15 protein-coding genes and 1 pseudogene are annotated in these 19131 nt (G+C 69.3%); 9 read left to right on the top strand and 7 right to left on the bottom strand.

The window, feature by feature from the left end:
* Positions 1-43: 43 nt before the first annotated feature.
* Positions 44-1255 carry an RNA polymerase sigma factor gene (locus ACFU6I_RS30235; protein ID WP_384372395.1) on the bottom strand — a complete coding sequence of 404 codons (1212 nt, stop codon included), beginning with the start codon at positions 1253-1255 and terminating at the stop codon, positions 44-46.
* A complete protein-coding gene (locus tag ACFU6I_RS30230; RefSeq protein WP_384372393.1) occupies positions 1252-1623 on the bottom strand; it encodes a YciI family protein in 372 nt (123 codons plus the stop codon). The genes ACFU6I_RS30235 and ACFU6I_RS30230 overlap by 4 nt, the downstream gene beginning before the upstream one ends.
* A gap of 256 nt (positions 1624-1879) precedes the next feature.
* On the opposite strand from ACFU6I_RS30230, the gene ACFU6I_RS30225 reads away from it, so the two are divergent.
* From ACFU6I_RS30225 to ACFU6I_RS30205, 5 genes are all read left to right on the top strand, one after another.
* Entirely contained in the window at positions 1880-3373 is a 1494-nt protein-coding gene (locus tag ACFU6I_RS30225) for an MFS transporter (protein WP_384372391.1), read from the top strand.
* A 65-nt stretch (positions 3374-3438) separates the two neighbouring features.
* Entirely contained in the window at positions 3439-3570 is a 132-nt protein-coding gene (locus ACFU6I_RS30220; protein ID WP_384372389.1) for a hypothetical protein, read from the top strand.
* 611 nt (positions 3571-4181) lie between these two features.
* Complete coding sequence (locus tag ACFU6I_RS30215; RefSeq protein WP_384372387.1) at positions 4182-4751, top strand: hypothetical protein; 570 nt, start codon at positions 4182-4184, stop codon at positions 4749-4751.
* Positions 4752-5388: 637 nt separating this feature from the next.
* Positions 5389-5736, top strand: coding sequence for a hypothetical protein (locus ACFU6I_RS30210; RefSeq protein ID WP_384372385.1), 348 nt, complete (start codon positions 5389-5391; stop codon positions 5734-5736).
* A gap of 503 nt (positions 5737-6239) precedes the next feature.
* On the top strand, positions 6240-6416 hold the full coding sequence (locus ACFU6I_RS30205; RefSeq protein WP_384372383.1) for a hypothetical protein: 177 nt from the start codon (positions 6240-6242) through the stop codon (positions 6414-6416).
* A 388-nt stretch (positions 6417-6804) separates the two neighbouring features.
* Here ACFU6I_RS30205 and ACFU6I_RS30200 read toward each other — a convergent pair.
* Positions 6805-6924: pseudogene (locus ACFU6I_RS30200) on the bottom strand (RimJ/RimL family protein N-acetyltransferase); the annotation flags it as partial.
* Between the two features lie 683 nt (positions 6925-7607).
* Here ACFU6I_RS30200 and ACFU6I_RS30195 point away from each other — a divergent pair.
* Positions 7608-8300, top strand: coding sequence for a hypothetical protein (locus ACFU6I_RS30195; RefSeq protein WP_384372381.1), 693 nt, complete (start codon positions 7608-7610; stop codon positions 8298-8300).
* A gap of 461 nt (positions 8301-8761) precedes the next feature.
* Here the strand turns inward: ACFU6I_RS30195 and ACFU6I_RS30190 are convergent, their stop codons facing one another.
* The 4 genes from ACFU6I_RS30190 to rhaI all read right to left on the bottom strand — a co-directional run bounded on the left by ACFU6I_RS30190 (position 8762) and on the right by rhaI (position 15122).
* Positions 8762-9508 carry a GNAT family N-acetyltransferase gene (locus ACFU6I_RS30190; protein WP_384372379.1) on the bottom strand — a complete coding sequence of 249 codons (747 nt, stop codon included), beginning with the start codon at positions 9506-9508 and terminating at the stop codon, positions 8762-8764.
* A gap of 409 nt (positions 9509-9917) precedes the next feature.
* Complete coding sequence (locus tag ACFU6I_RS30185) at positions 9918-11423, bottom strand: rhamnulokinase family protein (protein WP_384372377.1); 1506 nt, start codon at positions 11421-11423, stop codon at positions 9918-9920.
* Between the two features lie 293 nt (positions 11424-11716).
* A complete protein-coding gene (locus ACFU6I_RS30180) occupies positions 11717-13756 on the bottom strand; it encodes a bifunctional aldolase/short-chain dehydrogenase (RefSeq protein WP_384372375.1) in 2040 nt (679 codons plus the stop codon).
* A 205-nt stretch (positions 13757-13961) separates the two neighbouring features.
* On the bottom strand, positions 13962-15122 hold the full coding sequence (rhaI, locus tag ACFU6I_RS30175; protein ID WP_384372373.1) for an L-rhamnose isomerase: 1161 nt from the start codon (positions 15120-15122) through the stop codon (positions 13962-13964).
* A gap of 387 nt (positions 15123-15509) precedes the next feature.
* Here rhaI and ACFU6I_RS30170 point away from each other — a divergent pair, with 387 nt between their 5' ends.
* From ACFU6I_RS30170 to ACFU6I_RS30160, 3 genes are read left to right on the top strand one after another with little or no spacing between them, the layout of a single operon-like run.
* Complete coding sequence (locus ACFU6I_RS30170) at positions 15510-17039, top strand: sugar ABC transporter ATP-binding protein (protein ID WP_384372371.1); 1530 nt, start codon at positions 15510-15512, stop codon at positions 17037-17039.
* The gene (locus ACFU6I_RS30165) at positions 17036-18091 is read left to right on the top strand and encodes an ABC transporter permease (RefSeq protein ID WP_384039295.1); all 1056 of its coding nucleotides are present in this window, start codon (positions 17036-17038) and stop codon (positions 18089-18091) included. The genes ACFU6I_RS30170 and ACFU6I_RS30165 overlap by 4 nt, the downstream gene beginning before the upstream one ends.
* Entirely contained in the window at positions 18084-19118 is a 1035-nt protein-coding gene (locus ACFU6I_RS30160; RefSeq protein ID WP_384372369.1) for an ABC transporter permease, read from the top strand. Before ACFU6I_RS30165 ends, ACFU6I_RS30160 begins: the two co-directional genes overlap by 8 nt.
* The last annotated feature ends 13 nt before the right edge of the window (positions 19119-19131 follow it).

The following is a 19131-nucleotide window of genomic DNA, read 5'->3' as shown; positions in this document are numbered from 1 at the left end:
CACGGGAGCTGGGTGTGAACCAGGGGAGGGATCGGGGCAGCATCTATGCTCCTACCCGGCCGGCCCGGGACTCCAGGTAGCGTTGCTCGGCGATGCTGGCGGTGGACTTCGCGGCGCGCCGGTAGTGCTCGTACGCCCCGGCCGTGTCGCCGGTCTTCTCCAGCAGATGCGCCCGCACGGACAGCAGCCGGTGGTGCCCGGCCATCCGCTCGTCCCTGTCCAATGTGGACAGCAGGGCCAGCCCGGCCGACGGGCCCTCGGTCTCGGCGAGCGCGATCGCCCGGTTGAGGGTGACCATCGGGTTGGGCGCGATCCGTTCCAGGATGAGGTAAAGGGTGTGGACCTGCGGCCAGTTGGTCTCCTCGGCCGTCGCCGCGTCGGCGTGCGTGGCGGCGATGGCGGCCTGCAGTTGGTAAGGCCCCAGCGCCGGGCCGGCCAGCGACGTCTTGACCAGCTCGGTGCCCTCGTCGATCAGCCTGCGGTCCCATCGCGTACGGTCCTGCTCGTCCAGCGGCACCAGGTCGCCGGCCGCGGTTGTACGTGCCTCCCGGCGGGCGTGGGTCAGCAGCATCAGCGCGAGCAGCCCGGTCACCTCGCCGTCCTCGGGCAGCTGCGTGTGCACCATCCTGGCCAGCCGGATCGCCTCGTGCGCGAGGTCGGCGCGGTGCAGCTCGCTGCCCGAGGAGGCGGTGTAGCCCTCGTTGAAGATCAGGTAGAGCACGTGCAGGACAACCCGTAGTCGCTCCTCGCGCTCCGCGCCCTCCGGCAGGCTGAACGAGCTCCCGGTGGCCTTGATGCGCTGCTTGGCCCGACTGATCCTGGCCGCCATCGTGGCCTCCGGCACCAGGAATGCGCGGGCGATCTCGGCAGTGGTCAGGCCGCCGACCGCCCGTAGCGTCAGGGCGGTCTGGGAGGCCGCGGTCAGCGTCGGATGGCAGCACAGGAGCAGCAGGACGAGCGTGTCGTCGGTGTCCGGTACGTCCTCGGGCACCACCTCGGTGGCCGTCGCCGACTCCCGCTCGCGGCGCGCGTGGTCACTGCGCATCTGGTCGATGAGCCGCCGGGACGCGACAGTCACCAGCCAGCCGCGCGGATTGTTCGGCACTCCCTCGGCCGGCCACTGCACGGTGGCGGCGAGGACGGCTTCCTGTACGGCGTCCTCACACCCTTCGAACTGGCCGTGCCGACGTACCAATGCGCCAAGGACCTGCGGCGTGAGCTCACGCAGCAGGTCCTCGATGGCTCGTGCTGTCATGCCTCCAATTGTCCGTCAGCGAACATCACCTGCCGCACCTCGACCCCGAGACCCTCGATCGTGGTGTCCGGGATCTGCGATGCCAGTTCGATCGCCCGCTCCTTGTTCTCGCAGTCGATCAGGTAGAAGCCGCCCAGATACTCCTTGGACTCCAGGAAAGGTCCGTCGGTCACCACCGGCTGGCCGTTGCGTACGGACACCACAGCGGCCTGGGACGGATCGACCAGCGCCTGCGTGGTGATCAGCTCGCCGGACTTCTTCACCGCCTCGATGAACCTGCCGTGGCCGTCGCCGATCGCCGCCTTCTCCTCGTCGGTCAGCGCATCCAGTACGGCCGGGTTGATGTGCATGCTGATCAGGAACTGCATCTTGTACTCCTCGTGGTTCGCGGGCCCCGGCTGGGCCCTTCGACCGGTTGGTCGGAGCCGCCGTCGTCGTCTTGACATCCCCCGCCCGAACGTTCGCATGAGTTTTCTCCATCGCATCGCCCGGATCGCGAGGTCGTCATTTCTGGTGACGCCCCACCGTGGCAGACGCGAGAGATTTCCGTCCGTGCTGATGTCAAGAAGCTCTCGACCGCTCCGACCAACCGGCGAAACGTCGAGAGAACAGGGAGTTTCGGATATGCGAGTCAACCGGGCGTGGCTGGGACTGGTCGTCCTCATGCTGCCGACATTGCTCGTCGCGATGGACATGACGGCGTTGCTCCTCGCGCTCCCACGGCTGAGCGCCGACCTGGGTGCCACCAACGTCCAGCAGCTGTGGATCAGTGACAGCTACGGATTCATGGTGGCCGGCATGGTCATCACGATGGGTACGCTCGGCGACCGGATCGGCCGTCGACGGCTGCTGATGATCGGCGGAGCGGCGTTCGCGGTGCTGTCGGTCGTGGCCGCCTTCGCGGCCGACCCGCTCACACTGATCGTCGCGCGTGCGCTGCTGGGCGTCGCCGGCGCGACCCTGGCGCCGTCCACACTTGCCTTGATCACCAACATGTTCCGCGACGAACGGCAGCGTGGGCAGGCCATCGCGATCTGGGCGACCTGCCAGTTCACCGGCGGCGCGCTCGGACCCGTACTCGCCGGATTCCTGCTCCAGCACTTCTGGTGGGGATCGGTGTTCCTGGTCGCCGTGCCGGCGATGGCGTTGTTGCTGCTCGCCGGGCCGGTCCTACTGCCGGAGTACCGCAGCGACCGGGCCGGCCGACTGGATCTGGCCAGCGTCGGTCTGTCGCTCGTGGCAGTACTTTTGATGGTCTATGGCATCAAGCAGTTGACCGTCGAGAGCGAGCCGGCCGGTTCGTCGGTGGCCCTCGTCGTCGGCGCCGCCATCGGATTCCTGTTCGTACGCCGACAACTGCGGCTGGAGACGCCGCTGCTCGACCTGCGACTGCTGCGCAACCGCCCGTTCACGGCCGTCCTCGTCGCGCTGGTCTTCGCCGGCATCGCCATGGCCGGTACGGGCCTGCTGGTGACCCAGTACCTGCAGAGCGTGCTGGGCTACTCGCCGTTCGCGTCGGCGGTGCTGTTCGCCCCCATGGGCCTGGGCGTGGCGGTCGGCACCATGACCGCGCCGGCGCTGGGCCGGCGGATGAAGCAGACGACCGCGATCGCCGGCGGGCTGGTGGGGTCGGCGCTGGGCAGCCTGCTACTGGTCGGCGTCGACGGTGCGGGCGCCCTGCCGCTGGTGATGATCGGCATCGCCGTACTGGCGCTGGGCACCGGTCCGCTGTTCGCACTGGGTACCGGGCTGGTCGTCGGGTCCGTACCGCCGGAGCGCGCAGGCTCGGCGGCGTCGATGTCGGAGACCGGTAATTACTTCGGCGGCTCTCTCGGCTTCGCGCTGCTCGGTGTGGTGGCCGCGGTGGTCTACCGCAGCCGGACGGACGGCACATCCGACTCGCTGGCCGGCGCGGTCTCCGCCAGCGAGCGCCTTCCCGCCGGGCAGGGCGCGGAACTGTTGCACACCGCGCGGGAGGCGTTCACCGCCGGCCTGCACGTGACGGGTGTCGTCGCCGCGGTCATCTTCGCCGGGCTGGCCGTACTGGTCCTGACCATGCGCCCGGCTACCCGGACCACCCCGGCCGCACTCCCCGACTACGAGGCCACTCGTTCATAGAATCCTGCCGAGGTCGAGTCGTGGTTGTCGTATCCGAACGCGGCACTCCGTTGTCGCCTCCACCGATGACGAGCATGTTCGGTCGGGAAGGGGTGGGCGGCGGCGACGAGGGTGACGTGCCGGTGCCGGCGAGAAGAGTCATCCAGTTCGACCACGCCACCGTGTCGGCGGACCTCACCGAACGTCGACGGCCCTGACACCATCGGCGTGGTATCAGGGCCGTCCCGCGGGTCCGGCGTGGGGCACCGGATTACTGCAGTTGTCTAGCACATTGCTGCAGAGGGGATGTGAGAGACACGCGCGCTCGAAGCGACGTGACCTCTTACGAGCGATGGGTCCGCCAGGCGCTTGGCCGATGGCCCGGCTGAGCTGCGCCTTCATTCCGGGCCGGTGACTTCTTCCGTCGATGGCCCGGGCCATGGTGGCGATCGCAGGACGTGCATGGCATGCCGACGCCGTCCTGGTCCACGAGAGGGGCGTGGTCGGTCGGGGTGGTCGGGGTGGGGTGCCGGTGACGGCTGTTCAGGGCGGTGGGTGAGGTTTTTCGGTGTGCGGGGGCCGGGCGACATGCTGCCGACAGGGTGATCGGACGTCATCAAGTCGCCCAGAAGGCCTAATCATGTGCCAAATAAGCTTATTTTTACATGTATTGACGGCGTGTCATGTGGCGATCGACGGGCGGAGCGGGGCGTGCGTACACCCGGTCGGCCCCCTGGCGATACGTCCGAGATGCCAGCTAAAGGCGCCATAAGTACGTTCGTCACAGGCCGGTTGCCCGGCCGACCCTCAGAGACAAGGGAGAAGTGACATGAAGACGCGTACCGTCGCCGTGACCGCTGCCGCAGTGGGTGCGGCGGTCATCGCCACTACCGGCATCACCTACGCCTCGGCCGCCGGATCCGCCCCGGCTGCTGCCCCGTCCGTCCAGCAGGCCGCCCCCGACGCGGCTCCGCTCGGTGGTGAAGGCGGTGGCAACGCCGGCAACGGGGGCAAGGGGAACGAGGGCAAGGGGAACGAGGGCGGCTACGGCGGTGGCGGCTACGGTGGTGGCAACGAGCGTGGTGGTTTCCGCTACAAGGAGGAGGGCCGGATCTTCATCAACGAGCGGTCGTACTCGGCTCGTGGTGAGGACGGCTGCATCACGGTGGTGAGCGGTCTGGGTGCCCGGAGCTTCAACGTCCGTAACGACAGCCGCCGGACTGTTGAGTTCTTCCGCGGGGCGACCTGCGACAACGGTTCCCCGGTTGCGACGGTCGGTCCCTGGAGCACCAGCAACGGTGTCTTCACCCGTCAGCACATCCGTGGCGGCGTGTTCGTCAAAAACGGTGTCGTGGGCAGCTTCCGGGTGGTCCGGGACCACTACGGCAGGGAGTGGTGAGGGACCACCTCCACAGGTGGTGACGCGGGTATCTGTATGACATGGAAGCCCCGGCCCGTCGGAATCGGGCCGGGGCTTCCGGTATGCGGGGGTATCCCTCGGCACACCCCCGGGGCGGGTCGGTATCCGGTTCGTCGTGGGCCCATTGCCGCGCGTGCCCGGTGGGCGGCGTCCTTGCAGAGCCCTGCCGGGCATGCTTCCGCCAGGGTCGCCTCGGCAGGCGACGCGGGGTGCGGTCACCGCAGACCGGAAGCCGGCCGGAGCGCACGCCCGCGTTGCTGGAGGCCGCCAGCGGCAAGGCCGGCCACGGCGTCGGGGTGCTCAGGTTCTTCGCAGAGCTCGGCCATGCATTGACGCGGAGCAGCGCACGCAGATCAGTGATGCGCTCACTGCGTCCGGCGTACGGGCCGAGAAAGGTGTGTGCCCGGGGGCCCGGCACGCCCTCTTCGTCCCCGGACGTGAGGGCGCGTCAACCGCATCAAGATGCATCGGACGCCGGACGCCGGACGCCGGACGCCGGACGCCGGACGCCGGACGCCGGACGTCGGCCGTGTCGGTTTCACGCTCCGACGCAAGCGCGGCCTGTCGGCTCTCGGATCGATGTCAGCCGTGTCAGGCGCACCTGTCACGGGAGGAAGTGGAGACCGTCTGTGGCTGGACGGTGCTCGTGCCCCTGTCCCTCGACGAGGAGATCTGGTTGCCCATCAACTCCGGCTACACGGATTCGACCATGGTCGCCGGCGCTCCTCAGGCCCTGGCGATCGCGGAGAAGCTGGCGGCAGCTGTCGACCTGCCGGCCGAGACCCCGGCGATGTGCGACAACCTCGACCTGACCGCGTGGTTCATGGACGGAGCAGCGAAGGAACTGGCCGCCGTTCGACCGGGGTCGTGGGGCGGTGACCTGGACACAGCCTTCTACGTCGCACTGTTCCTGCGCGCTGCCCAGCATTCGATCCGGCGTGGCTGCCCCATCGTCTACATCTGATATTTGTCCTCGGTGCCGCTGGCCTCCTGACGCATATCACTCACAGCAACGTGGTGACGGAAGTTGAGGCAGGACGATGAATGGCTACCGGGGCCGCTACATGCTTTCCACGAAGCTCCGGAGCGGGCTGATCAAGGCGTCGGCAGCGATTCCCGCCGCTTCTCGCCGGCGCCCTGCGCGAGCAAAGGAGCGCTCTGCGGCAGGCTGAACAGGTCTTGGGGACTCTGCGGGCTCGGGCTGCGACCGTCTGTGACGTGCCGACATCGGGGCAGAGGTGCCTGGGGCGGCCGGACGAACAGCCGCAGCCCCGATCGTCACAGGCGACATCGATCGGGGCGGACTGGTGCTGATCCGGCCCGGCTCGCCTCCGCCGCGGCTGTCCCGGCGCGATGGCCCGCCTGGCCGCTGCCACCTACGCCGCCGCGGTCTGTGGGCGGTCTCCAGTGCCGCTTCACCTACTGGTGGAGGAGACAAGCGAAGCCTCAAAAGAGTACAAATGTCATATGAGCGAGAAATCGGAAAATCTGCAAGGCGTAGATGAGTGGGCCGACCGAATCCGGGACGCCTCGTCCGGGGCCGATACCCAGGCTGTCCGCAAGGTCGTCAGCGACATCTACCGCGCCGCCCAGGATGAACTCGACAAGAAGCGGGCGCAGGCTGAGTACGAACGCGAGGAGTAGCCGTTCGAGCTCATTCCGTGTCCGGAGTTGAGCCGAGGGGGACGTGCGACCCGGAACGGCGGGACCGGAGGTTGTCCGCCGCCGACCGCCGGATCGATGCTGGTCTGAACGTGCTGGTCATGGCGAGGACGGCGGTCTGCGTGGTGGCCGGGAAGGGGCCCTTCCTCCCGGATCTGTGAATGAGTGAGGCGGGGAGGGCCTCACTCTTCGGCGCTGTCACGATCGACGGGAGGCGCGTCGCTTCCCAGGCCTCGGTCGACTCCGTGAACCGCTTCCGCGGCCTGCGTATCCGTTGGGCGGCCAAGGCCGACATCCAACCAGGACTTCCTCACTCCAGGCTCTGCGGCCATCTGCCGGCAACGCCTGCGTCCCGCATTGCGTGAGGAGTTCAAGACGCCTGCTTGCCGGCCTGCCATTCCGGCGCAAGGACCGACGGATCGTCGTCGTGCCGCTTCCCCCGGTGAAGGTGGCTCTCCCGCAGTACACCGTCTTTGGTCATCCCGAGCCGCCACAGCGATGCCGGCGGCGGCCCGATGTCCCGGACCGGTCCGGGTGGCGAAACCTGTGCTCGGCTTCAGGAGCAGCGGCTCGGACCACTCCCGCGGCCCGTCCGGCATGATCCGCGGCGACACGCCCACGGCCCATCAACGGGCAACCGGCCTCCCAGCGGCAGTCGGAAAGGTCGCAGCCGCTCGATGGCGTGAGCGCCGCATATGCATGGGTGGCCAAAGGTCCTGAAACTTCGTCGACCGCTGCGAGGGGGCGTGCGCCGTCGTGGTGCCGGTTGGTGCGGGTGTGGCCGGTCTGGGGTGGTGAGGGTGTGTTGGCTGTGGCGGGACGGTGATGGGCGGGGCGGTGGGGCGCTGGGTGATGGTTGTTCAGCGTGGAGGTGGGGTGTGGTCTTTGGGTGTTGTGGGGGGTGATGGGTTGGGGTGGGGTGCTGCCGAGAGGGTGAGGGGGTGGGCGCATGTCGCCCGGAAGGGCTAATCCTGTGCCAGGAGGGCTTACTTGCCTATTATTTGATGACCCGTCAGATAATTCTGGAGTGGACGGGGGGTGGGGTGCGTACACCCGGTCGGCCCTGTGGTGTCATGCCGTGGATCTATCCCGATATGACAGGTAATGGCGCGGTAAGTACGTTCGTCTCAGGTCGGCTGCCCAGCCGACGTCTCTGAGACAGGAAGAAGTGACATGACCACGCGCACAGTCGCTGTAACCGCTGCCGTAGCAGGCGCAGCGGTTCTGGCTACTACCGGCATTACGTATGCCTCGGCTTCCGGGTCCGCCCCGGCAGTTCAGCAAGCTGTTGCTCCGCTGGCTGACGGCGGCAACGGGAACGGCAACGGCAACGGCAACGGGAACGACAGAGGGAACGGCAACGGGAACGGCAACGACAGGGGCAACGGGAACGGCAACGACAGGGGGAACGGCAACGGGAACGGGAACGGTTACGGGAACGGGAACGGGAACGGTTACGGGAACGGGAACGGTTACGGGAACGGCAACGGAGGCAAGGGGAACGAGGGCGGCTACGGCGGTGGCGGCTACGGTGGCGGCAACGAGCGTGGTGGTTTCCGCTACAAGGAGGAGGGCCGGATCTTCATCAACGAGCGGTCGTACTCGGCTCGTGGTGAGGACGGCTGCATCACGGTGGTGAGCGGTCTGGGCGCCCGGAGCTTCAACGTCCGTAACGACAGCCGCCGGACTGTTGAGTTCTTCCGCGGGGCGACCTGCGACAACGGTTCCCCGGTTGCGACGGTCGGTCCCTGGAGCACCAGCAACGGTGTCTTCACCCGTCAGCACATCCGTGGCGGCGTGTTCGTCAAAAACGGTGTCGTCGGCAGCTTCCGGGTGGTCCGGGACCACTACGGCAAGGAGTGGTAAGGAACCACCTCCACAGGTGGTGACGCGGGTATCTGCATGACATGGAAACCCCGGCCCGTCGGAATCGGGCCGGGGTTTCCGGCATGGGAGCGCCTGTGGGCGTGGCCCCGTTCGGGGCGGTGGTACGCGCGGCGGGTACCCGGTGCCCTGTACATCGGCTTCCGCCATACTAACTTGATCTTCAACCTCGGAGGTCGAACGCGAGGGCGGCCTTCGGCACCTCAACTACTCACAACCGAAGCAGGCCCACGCCGCGACCGACGGGGGCCGCACCGCGATCGGTCGCAGCTCGACCTCGCCGGCCGCCTCGACTTGGACACCCGATCCTGGACGCAGCCACGTTTCTCGTCCACCCCGCCCTGACCCGCCACCACCGCCAAGCAATGGCCGGCCTCGTCCGCACCGACGTCAGGCCCCTGGTGGTGACACCCTGAACGCGAAGTGGAGCCCAGACCTCAGGGTCAGGGGACGAGGACGGTCAGGGAGGTGCTGGTGAGCTTGAATCCGAGCTTCTCGTAAAGATGACGGGCGCGATTGCCGTCACTCACCACCAGCGCCATCTCCGTGAGACCGGAGGCCGCGGCGTCTGCCAGCATCCGGCGCAGAAGCACGGAGCCAAGACCGGCATAGCGGGGATCTGGCCGGCGGAAGACGGTCGCGATCCACGGAAGGCCGTCACGGTTCGTAACGATGACTCCGGCGATCACGCGGTCTGCTTCATCTGTCGCCAGTGTGCTGCAGGGCATGACCGGCCCCAGCACTTCGCCGGTCAGCAGCGGGGCCAGCTGTGTGTCCAGTGCCTGCTCGTCGCTTCCGTGCGAGTGATCCGGATGTTCGGGAGAGAAAGCAGCCCGCCACGCCGGGAACAGGTCACGGGCCGGACGGTCGCAGGGGGCGATGCGGAGTCCGTCGGGCAGGTCGGTGGTCGACCACTCGGACGGGGAAGGGCCGGAGGCCAGGTCAAAGTGCATGCTGTGGGCGTGTCGCATGACATGTGCGCCGTGCTGCATCAGTTGTTCGCCAAGTTCCACGGATCCTGACACGGCCCACCCGGACATGCTGGTGAGGATGGACGGCACTGGATCGGGGCCGACCACCTCGGCGAGGTCGGCCCAGGGATGACCGTCGCGAGTGCCTTGGATGTAGGTCAGAACCGGCAGCCCATCGGGGCCGGTGAGGGTCTGGCGTTGTTCGTCGTGCAGGGTCACTTATGTGTGCCTATCGGTAGCGAAATCGCTTTCAGTCGACCCATGCTCCGGTGTCCGACTCGAATAGGCAATCGAAATTCGGTTACATCGGCTCAGCGGCTTGCTGGGGGGCTTCCTCGCTCGTCCGGCGGTTGGCCAAGTCCGGGTCAAACGCGGGGCGTGATCATCTTCCGGACCACGTCGACCCGCAGCTCGCCGGCCGCGCTCAGCGGTCTGCCGGCCGGCTTCGCCGCTCCCACGGTCTGCCGGGCTCCCGTCTGCTGCCGTCCGGAGGGAGGACGGCCCGGTGACGGCGGTGGGCGGTGCAGCGATCGACCGCACTCCGGCTGGTTTCGAGGAGCTTCACGGTGGCGACGGCCATGGCCGGAAGCCGGCGTCGTTCACACAGGTGGCGAAGAGGCGATACGCATCACAGGTCCTCTCCGGCCGGCGCGAGACGGGCCTCGGCCGCGTCCCAGGCGGCGGGGTCGCCGCCGGGCGTGTAGTGGCGCAACTGCTGGGTGTCCGCGACCAGTCGGCGCATCGAGGAGAGGTCACCGACCAGACCGGCGGCCCTGGCCTGGACGAGGATGTTGCCGAGCGCGGTGGCTTCGGCGGGGCCCGCCACCACCGGCAGCCCGCAGGCGTCGGCGGTCAGTCGGCACAGCAGCTCGTTGCGCGAACCGCCGCCCACCAGATGGACCTGAGTGATGTCGTGGTCGGCGAGCCGCGCGGCCTGCCGCAGGACCCGACGGTGGGCCAGTGCCAGGCTCTCCACGATGCAGCGCACCAGGGCGCCCTGACTGCCGGGGACAGGCTGCCCGGTGCGGCGGCAGTAGGCGCGGATCTGCTCCGGCATGTCACCGGGGGCGAGGAACTCCGGCGCGTCCGGGTCGACCACCGAGACGAACGGCCGGGCCCGGCCGGCCTCGGCGAGCAGCTCGGGCAGTCCCGTCGGCAAACCCTGCGCCGCCCAGGTACGGCGGCACTCCTCCAGGAGCCACATGCCCATGATGTTGCGCAGGTAGCGGATGGTGCCGTCGACGCCGCGCTCGTTGGTGAAGCCGGCCTTCCGGGACTCCTCGCTCAGGATGGGGGAGTTCAGCTCCAGTCCCGCCAAGGACCAGGTGCCGCAGGAGATGTACGCGAAACGGGGGTCGGCGGCCGGTACCGCGACGACGGCGGAGGCGGTGTCGTGGGAGGCGACCGTGGTCACCGGGGTGCTGGTGCCGAGTCCGGTGTACGCGGCGACGTGCGGCAGCAGGGTGCCCGCGGAGTCACCAGGTGCGCGCAGCGGCGGCAGCAGGCCGGGGGCGAGGGAGAGCCGGTCGAGGAGGTCGGGGCGCCAGGTGCCGGTGCGGGCGTCGAAGAGTGCGGTGGTGGAGGCGTTGGTCTCCTCGGCACCGACGGTTCCGGTCAGCCAGTGGATGAACAGGTCGGGGACGAGCAGCAGGGTACGGGCGGCGTCCATCTGGGCGGTTCCGGCCGCGGAGGCGAGCTGGAAGACGGTGTTGAAGGGCAGGTGCTGAAGGCCCGTGATCCGGTACAGCTCCTGGGCGTCGATCCGGGAGAACACGGTGTCGGCGGCACCGTCGGTGCGGCTGTCGCGGTAGTGGAAGGGGTGCCCGAGCAGCGCGCCGTCACGGTCCAGCAGCCCGTAGTCCACCGCCCAGCTGTCCACCCCTACGGAGGCGATTCGACCGTCGGTACTGCGGGCGGCCCGGCGCAGCCCGTCGAGGACCCCCTGGAAGAGGGCGAGTACGTCCCAGTGCAGCCCGTCGGACAGCCGCACCGGTGTGTTGGCGAAGCGGTGCAGCTCGGTGAGGACGAGGCGGTCCGGCGCGACTTCGCCGAGGACGACTCGTCCACTGGTGGCACCCAGGTCGGCCGCGGCGAACAGGGCGGGTGACGCGGAGGGGGGTGGGGTGGTGGTCATGAGGTGGCTCCTCCGCGGGGCGTGCGGTGGTGTCGATGGAGGGGGCGGGCCCGGAGCGGCGTGACGTGGCCTTGCCGGCCCGGCAGGGAACCGGGCGCGCGGGGCCCCTGCCGTCCTCGGCCCCGTGGGCGTGGGCGCACGGGGACGTCCGGAGGGCCTGTGCGGTGGTGAACCGTCCGGACGTACCCCGTGCGGGGGAAGCCGGGGCCGGCGGTGCGGGGCCGGCGCCGGCGGGGTCGGCGGGCTGTCACCGGCCGGGCGCGGTGCGCCCTTGGCCGGTGACAGCGTTTGCGTTATCGCAGGAAGGCGGCGGCGACGCCGGCGTCGACCGGGACGTGGAGGCCGGTGGTGTGTGTGAGGTCCCCGCCGGTCAGCGCGAACACCGCGTTCGCGACGTGCTCGGGGAGTACCTCGCGCTTGAGCAGGGTGCGCTGGGCGTAGAACTCGCCGAGCTTCTCCTCCTCGATGCCGTAGGTCGCCGCGCGCTGCGCGCCCCAGCCGCCGGCGAAGATTCCGGAGCCGCGGACCACGCCGTCCGGGTTGACGCCGTTGACGCGGATGCCGTGCTCGCCCAACTCGGCCGCCAGGAGCCGTACCTGGTGGGCCTGGTCGGCCTTGGTGGCGGAGTAGGCGATGTTGTTGGGGCCGGCGAAGACCGCGTTCTTGGAGGCGATGTAGACGATGTCGCCACCCAGCTCCTGCTGGATCATCACGCGGGCCGCCTCGCGGGAGACGAGGAAGGAGCCGCGGGCCATGATGTCGTGCTGGAGGTCCCAGTCCTTCGCGGTGGTCTCCAGCAAGGGCTTGGAGATGGAGATGCCCGCGTTGTTGACGACCAGGTCGACGCCGCCGAAGGCCAGTACCGCTGCCTTGAACGCCTCGGTGATCTGTTCCTCGGAAGTGACGTCCACGGTGACCGCGACGGCCCTGTCGGGGCCGCCCAGCTCGTCCGCGACCGTCTGCGCGTTCGTCGCGTCGAGGTCCGCGATCACGACGCACGCGCCCTCGGCGGCCAGTCGGCGGGCGATCGCCCTGCCGATGCCGCTGCCCGCGCCCGTCACCAGCGCGACGCGTGTGGCGAGCGGCTTGGCCTTCGGCATCCGCTGGAGTTTGGCCTCCTCCAGAGCCCAGTACTCGATGCGGAACTTCTCCGATTCCTCGATCGGCGCGTATGTGGAGACGGCCTCGGCTCCGCGCATCACGTTGATCGCGTTGACGTAGAACTCGCCGGCCACGCGCGCGGTCTGCTTGTCCTTGCCGAAGGAGAACATGCCGACGCCGGGGACGAGCACGATCGCCGGGTCGGCGCCGCGCATCGCGGGGGAATCGGGCTCCGCGTGCCGCTGGTAGTAGGCGGCGTACTCCTCGCGGTAGGCGGCGTGCAGTTCCTTCAGCCGGGCGGCCGCCTCGTCCAGGGGCGTGGCCGGTGGCAGGTCGAGGACGAGCGGGCGGACCTTCGTACGCAGGAAGTGGTCCGGGCAGGAGGTGCCCAGCGCCGCGAGCCGGGGGTGCTCGGCGCGGGCGAGGAAGTCGAGGACGACGTCGGAGTCGGTGAAGTGGCCGACCTGCGGGCGGTCCTGCGATGCGAGAGCCCGGATGTACGGTGCCAGTGCCGCTGCCCGATCCCGGCGCTCCGTCTCGGACAGGGCCTCGTACCCCTCGACGACCGGCCCGAACGGCTCGGCCCTGCCGTGCTCGGCGAGGAAGGTTTCGGCGGTGCGGATGATGTGCAGCGAGTTGCGCTCGCATTCCTCGGCCGTGGCACCCCAGGCGGTGATGCCGTGGCCGCCCAGGATGCAGCCGATCGCCTGCGGGTTGGCCTCCTTGACCGTCGCGATGTCCAGGCCGAGCTGGAAGCCGGGGCGGCGCCAGGGAACCCACACCACGCTGTCGCCGAAGCACTCGGCGGTCAGCTTCTCGCCGTCGGCGGCGCAGGCCAGTGCGATACCGGAGTCGGGGTGCAGGTGGTCGACGTGGGGCGCGTCCACCAGGCCGTGCATCGCGGTGTCGATGGACGGAGCGGCGCCGCCCTTGCCGTGCGCGCAGTAGTCGAACGCGGCGACCATCTCGTCCTCGCGCTCCACACCGGGGTAGACGTCGGTGAGGGCGCGCAGCCGGTCCAGGCGCAGCACGGCCAGACCCGACTCGGTCAGGGTGCCGAGGTCGCCGCCCGACCCCTTGACCCACATGAGTTCGACGTCGCCGCCGGTCACCGGGTCGGTTTCGGTGCCCTTCGCGGAGGTGTTGCCGCCCGCGTAGTTGGTGTTGCGGGGGTCGGCGCCGAGCCGGCGGGACCGGGCCAGCAGGGCCGCGGCTTCGGGATGGGGAGCCATGTTCCTAGTCCTTAAGAGAGAGTGTCTGCTTGTGCTCGGAAGCCCCGAAGGGCGCGGGGAGCCGAGGCGCCGGCCGTGCGGCTCCGTCGGGGCGCGCGGAACCGTGCCGCCTTGGCGGGCGGCCGTGCGGCGGATCCATGCCGTTCCGGCGGGACCGCCGCACGCTCGCGGTCCCGTGGCGGCCCGGCCGAATCCGCCGCGGCGCTCACGCGCCCCAGCCGGCCTGCTCCCCGCCGACCCGCTCCTCGGCGATCTTTGCCGCCCAGCCGGAACGGTGGTACGCGGCGACCGGGTCCGCGTCCAGGCCCAGCTCCTCACGCACCTCGCCCAGCAGCGGACGTACGTCCGTGTTGTAGGCGTCCATCAGTACAGCGTTCGCGGTGAGCACGTCGCCCGAGCGCTGGGCGGCCGTCAGCGCCGCACGGTCGACGAGCAGCGCCTTGGCCGTGGCCTCCTGGACGTTCATCACCGAACGGATGATCGCCGGGATCTTGGCCTCGATGTTGTGGCACTGGTCGAGCATGAAGGCGACGTCCGGGGTGAAGCCGCCGCCGCGGATCACCTCGTACATGATCCGGAACAGCTGGAAGGGGTCGGCGGCGCCGGCCATCAGGTCGTCGTCCGCGTAGAAGCGGGAGTTGAAGTCGAAGGCGCCGAGCTTCCCCTCACGCAGCAGGGTGGCGACGATGAACTCGATGTTGGTGCCCGGGGCGTGGTGCCCGGTGTCGACGACGACCTGAGCCCTGTCGCCCAGCTTGAGGCAGTGGGCGTACGCCGTGCCCCAGTCCGGCACGTCGGTCGTGTAGAAGGCAGGCTCGAAGAACTTGTACTCGAGCAGCAGCCGCTGGTCGTCGCCGAGCCGCTCGTACACCTTCGCCAGGCCCTCGGCGAGCCGGTCCTGGCGCTCGCGGACGTCGTCCTGGCCGGGATAGTTGGTGCCGTCGGCGAACCACAGCTTGAGGTCCTTCGAACCGGTCGCATCCATGATGTCGACGCATTCGAGGAGGTGGTCCAGGGCCTTGCGGCGGACGGTGGCGTCCGGATGGCAGACACTGCCCAGCTTGTAGTCGTCGTCCTGGAAGGTGTTGGAGTTGATGGTGCCCAGCTTCAGGCCGCGCTCCTTGGCGTACGAGGCGAGCGCCGCGTAGTCATCGACCCTGTCCCAGGGGATGTGCAGCGCGACGGTCGGCGCGGCCCCGGTGAACTCGTGGACCTTCGCCGCGTCGTCCAGCTTCTCCCACGGGGTGCGTGGCACTCCTGCCTGGGCGAACACCTTGAAGCGGGTACCGGAGTTGCCGTAGCCCCAGGACGGCGTCTCGATCCGCTGTCCGGCGAGTGCGGCCTTCACGGCAGCGATGTCAGTCATGTTCACCTCGGGAAGCGCGACAGCCCGGAACTGGGCCGGCAGACACACAAATGTGTGAATCGATTCATTACACGGGAAAGCTAGCCCCGAGTTTCGCGGGCGTCAAGGGTCTCCGCTGAAGGCTGCCGCGTTACGCAATCGTGTTATTGGTCTTCCGCTGCCCGCAGACAGGCCTTATTCCGTACAGGTCATGGGGGATTGGCCGGTGTACTTGCTTGCCCTTCTCCTGTTTCGCCCCGTTGCGCCGAAGTCGACCCCTTGACCTGAGGGGCGGGCAGGGCTAGCTTCCGGGCAACCTCACTGAAACATTTCATGCCGGGTGATCGCATCGGCACGGTTCGGCGTGCACAGATCCCCTGGCCGACCCTGACCCCCATGGAGAGACACATGACGCAACCCGAACCGGATGCCACTCCGGTCCTCGCGCTGGAGGAGGTGAGCAAGTCCTTCGGCGCCGTCCGGGCCCTGCGCGGAGTCTCCCTGCGGCTGTACGCCGGAGAGGCCCACGCCCTCGCCGGCGAGAACGGTGCGGGCAAGTCGACCCTGATCAAGGCCCTGGCCGGCGTTCACCGGCCCGACACCGGTACGGTGCTGCTCGACGGATCGCCGGTGGAGTTCCACGGCCCGGCCGACGCCCGTGACGCGGGCGTCGCCGTGATCTACCAGGAGCCGACGCTCTTCCCCGACCTCTCGGTCGCCGAGAACATCTTCGTGGGCCGCCAGCCCACCCGCTCCTTCGGCCGGGTCGACCACCGCGCCGTGAAGCAGGCCGCCGCCGCCCTCTTCGCTCGCCTCGGAGTCGACCTCGACCCCGAACAGCCCGCCCGCGGACTGTCCATCGCCGACCAGCAGCTCGTCGAGATCGCCAAGGCGCTCTCCTTCGACGCCCGCGTGCTGATCATGGACGAGCCGACCGCCGCCCTCACCGGCAGCGAGGTGTCCCGCCTCTTCGGCGTCGTCAGGACGTTGCGCGAGCAGGGCGCCGCCGTGCTGTTCATCTCGCACCGCCTGGAGGAGATCTTCGAGCTGTGCCAGCGGGTGACCACCCTGCGCGACGGCACCTGGATCAGCAGCGAGCCGCTGGCCGGACTCACCGAGGACGACCTGGTGCGCCGCATGGTCGGCCGCGACCTCGACGAGCTGTACCCCAAGCAGGAGACCGAGACGGGCGAGGCGGCGCTCACGGTGCGCCGGCTCACCCGTGAGGGCGTCTTCACCGACGTGTCCTTCGAGGTGCGGCGCGGCGAGATCGTGGGCCTCGCCGGCCTGGTGGGAGCGGGTCGCAGTGAGGTGGCACGGGCCGTGTTCGGCGTCGACCGCTGGGACGGCGGCGAGGTCGAGGTGCTCGGCAAGAAGCTCAAGCCGGGTGCTCCGAGCCTGGCCATGGCCGCGGGCCTCGCCCTCGTCCCGGAGGACCGCCGCGCCCAGGGACTGGTGATGGACATGTCCATCGAACGCAACATCGGGCTCACCGGCTTCGCCGAAACCACCCGCGCCGGCCTGATGAACCGCGGGGCCGAGCGCGACCGCGCCGTCGACTGGGCCGTGAAGCTCCAGGTGAAGTACGCCCGACTGGCCGACGTCGTCGGCACCCTGTCGGGCGGCAACCAGCAGAAGGTCGTCCTGGCCAAGTGGCTCGCGACCGCGCCCCAGGTGCTGATCGTGGACGAGCCGACCCGCGGCATCGACGTCGGCACCAAGGCCGAGGTGCACCGGCTGCTCTCCTCGCTCGCCGCCGAGGGCGTCGCGGTGCTGATGATCTCCTCCGACCTGCCGGAGATCCTCGGCATGGCCGACCGGGTGCTGGTGATGCACGAGGGCCGCCTGGCCGCGGAGATACCGCGCGCGGAGGCGACCGAGGAGACCGTGATGGCGGCGGCCACCGGCCGCGCAGCCCGAGGGAGGGACGCGGCATGACCACGACCGCCGAACCGGTGCGGAGCGCACCCGCATCCCGGACCGCCGGCGCGCGCACCTTCATCGACAAGATGTTCAAGGCGCGCGAACTGGCAGTCCTCGCCGTGCTCGTGGTGATGCTCGGCGCCACCCAGATCTACAACGGCGAGTTCCTGTCCGAGCAGGGCATCAAGGACCTGCTGCTCAACGCGACCATCCTGGCCCTCGTCGCCACCGGCCAGGCCGTCGTGGTGATCACCCGGAACGTCGACCTGTCGGTCGGCTCGGTGCTCGGCATCTCCGCCTTCGCCGCCGGCAACTGGCTGAACGGCGGGGGCAGCCCGCTGCTCGCCGTACTGCTCGCAGTCGCGCTCGGAGCGCTCTTCGGGCTCCTCAACGGCGCCCTGGTCAGCCTCGGCAAGGTGCCCGCCCTCGTGGTCACCCTCGGCACCCTCTACATCATCCGCGGCATCGACTCCATCTGGGTCGGCTCCCGTCAGATCACCGCGGACGCGCTGCCCGAAGGCTTCGTCGGCTTCGGCCACGACGGCATCTGGGCGGTTCCCTACCTCGCCCTGCTCGCCCTCGTCGTACTCCTCGCGGTCGGCTACTACCTGCGCAGCTACCGCAGCGGACGCGACCTGTACGCCTTGGGCTCCAGCCCCGAGGCGGCCCGCCTCGCAGGTGTCCCGGTCCGAGGCCGCATCATGACCGCGTACCTCCTGTGCGGCGCCCTCGCCGGACTCGCCGGCGCCCTCTACCTCGCCCGCTTCGGCAACGTCGACTCCGCCACCGGCAACGGCTACGAACTCACCGTCGTCAGCGCCGTCGTGGTCGGCGGCGTCGCCTTCACCGGCGGCTCCGGAAGCGTCTACGGAGCGGCGCTCGGGGCCGTCCTGCTCACCTCCATCAACAGCGTGCTCCCCGCGATCGGCGTCAGCTCGGTCTGGGTCACCGCGATCAACGGCATCCTGCTGCTGCTCGCCATCGCCGTCGACCGGATCCTGGCCCTGCGGGTCGCCGCAGTGCTGCGCAAGAAGGCCGCACAGATGAGGAGTGCCCGCCATGACTGACACCACTACGAAGGCCACGGCCCGGCGCGGCCTCGGCGGCACGGTGCGCTGGGACACCGCGGTGGGCGCCCTGTTCGTCGTCCTGCTGCTGTGCTCCTTCTCGTTCGTCGACAACTTCGGCAACGCGCTCAACGTCTCGTTCCTGATCGGCAACACCCTGCCGATCGCCCTGATCGCGCTGCCCATGACGCTGCTGGTGGTCTCCGGCGAGGTCGACCTTTCGGTGGGCTCCACCGCGGGCCTGTCCGGAGCGGTGATGGGTGCCCTGTGGAACGAGGGCATGAGCATCGAGACGATCATCCCGCTGTGCCTGCTGCTCGGTGTGGTCTGCGGTTTGATCAACGGACTGCTCGTCACCCGCCTCGGCCTGCCCTCCCTTGCCGTCACCATCGGCACCATGGCCGCCTACCGGGGCATCGCCCAGATCATCCTCGGCTCCGACTCGGTCACCGACTTCCCCTCCCAGTACCTGGACTTCGGCGCGGGCCGGATCGGCGACACCTTCATCCCGTATGCCGCACTGCCGTTCCTCGTGCTGCTGGCCATCGCGGTGATCGTCCTGCACGCCACCCCCGTCGGGCGTTCGCTGTTCGCGATCGGCGCCTCCGAGGAGGCGGCCCGGTTCGCCGGCATCCGCGTCAAGCGCCTGAAGCTGTCCATGTTCGTCACCACCGGTCTGCTCTCCGCGCTCACCGGTGTCTTCTGGGCCCTGCACTACGCCAGCGCCCGCTACGACAACGCCACCGGCCTCGAACTCTCCGTCATCGCCGCGGTCCTGCTCGGCGGCATCGACTTCGACGGCGGCAAGGGCACTCTCGGCGGCGCGATCGCCGGTGTGTTCCTGCTCGGCACCCTGCAGAACGTGATGAGCCTGCTCAACGTCTCCGCCCAGTCCCAGATCGTCGTCACCGGTGTCCTGCTGGTGGTCTCGGTCCTCGCCCCGCGCGTCGGCCGGCAGATCGCCCAGAGCAGGGCTCGCAGAAAGGCGACCGCGGTTCCCCTGAGACCGCCGGCCGCCACCTCCTGAAGGGAAGCCGACA

It is taken from the genome of Streptomyces sp. NPDC057486, from assembly GCF_042802415.1.
GTDB classification, from domain to species: domain Bacteria; phylum Actinomycetota; class Actinomycetes; order Streptomycetales; family Streptomycetaceae; genus Streptomyces; species Streptomyces yanii.
This window is presented reverse-complemented; position numbering and strand designations above follow the sequence as displayed.